Annotated in this window: 1 protein-coding gene and 1 pseudogene; one reads left to right on the top strand and one right to left on the bottom strand. The window is 29.9% G+C overall.

Annotated features, from left to right (window positions below; all coding sequences use genetic code 11):
• Window positions 1-52 precede the first annotated feature (52 nt).
• The gene (locus HMPREF2897_RS11895; protein ID WP_070593332.1) at window positions 53-481 is read right to left on the bottom strand and encodes a DUF1433 domain-containing protein; all 429 of its coding nucleotides are present in this window, start codon (window positions 479-481) and stop codon (window positions 53-55) included.
• Between the two features lie 39 nt (window positions 482-520).
• Here HMPREF2897_RS11895 and HMPREF2897_RS11890 point away from each other — a divergent pair.
• Window positions 521-1067: pseudogene (locus HMPREF2897_RS11890) on the top strand (hypothetical protein); the annotation flags it as partial.

Here is a 1067-nt window from a genome sequence, read left to right as displayed (position 1 = left end):
ATTTAAAAGCACTAACTATTCATTAGGTTGAGTAATTAGTGCTTTTCTGATATTAAAAGCCCCAAATTAGAGGTGGATCTGCTTCGTAGTCTTTTTCATTTAAGTTTTTTTCTTTGATGATTTGGCTAGGGAATTTATCAAGATCATTTTGTGTTTTGAACATATTTGATAAATTTTCTGACATACTCATTTGATTATCAAATTGGTAATCACTTGTTTCATTCATAGTAGCTGTAAAATATAATTCCTTATTATTATTTACATACCCTTTAATTAAATAATCTCCCATTGGGTTTTTTTCGGTTTTTACAATCGTAAAGTGTTTATAATGATTTACGTTTTCATTGAAAAATAAATCGATTCGCTTTTTTTGAATATCTAAGTAATAATTGCGTTTATTTTCATGTAACATATAGAAGCCTCCAATTATAAGTGATACTATAATTATAGATGTAATTAACATTATATTTTTTTTAAACATAATTGCCTCCACAAATATTTATACAGAATGGTGAGATGCATGAAAATAACAGATGAAACAAAAAGAAAACTTTCTGCCGAAAGTTACAACGACCACAATGTGAATAGTGTAATAACTACGCCAGCGAGTAAATTTAAAGTCCTTGAAAAAAGAGAGGACACAAGAAATGGTTTAAAGGCTTATGCTTATGCACCAATTGTTAATGGAAAACCTGATACAAGTAATATTGTTATGGGTTACGCTGGTACAGACCCTCTTAGTATGAAGGATTGGAAAACAAACTTATCTCTTCCTTACCATAATAACACAGATGATTTAAAAATTGATGAACGTTATAAAGATCTAAAAAATATTACTATAACTGAAAAATACAACAAGCCGACTGACGACAATGATGTACTAAATACAATGGATACGATTGGCGAAACAATTATTAAAAAAGTAACGCATTCAAATGTTCCTAATGATATCTATACAAAAGGTGCTCCGAGCCAAATAGATGAAAGTGCAGCCTTCACCCAAGCTGTGAAAGATAAATATCCTAATAGTAAATTTCATAGTGGGGCACATAGTTTAGGAGGCTATC

This window comes from Staphylococcus sp. HMSC065D05 (assembly GCF_001813195.1).
In the GTDB taxonomy this organism is placed as follows: domain Bacteria; phylum Bacillota; class Bacilli; order Staphylococcales; family Staphylococcaceae; genus Staphylococcus; species Staphylococcus epidermidis.
Note: the sequence above shows the minus strand (reverse complement) of the source record. Positions and strands in the feature narration are given on the sequence as shown.

Bases quoted from the DNA above. Each gene is read 5' to 3' on its own strand.
- HMPREF2897_RS11895 (WP_070593332.1), bottom strand. From the start codon at position 481: ATGTTTAAAAAAAATATAATGTTAATTACATCTATAATTATAGTATCA.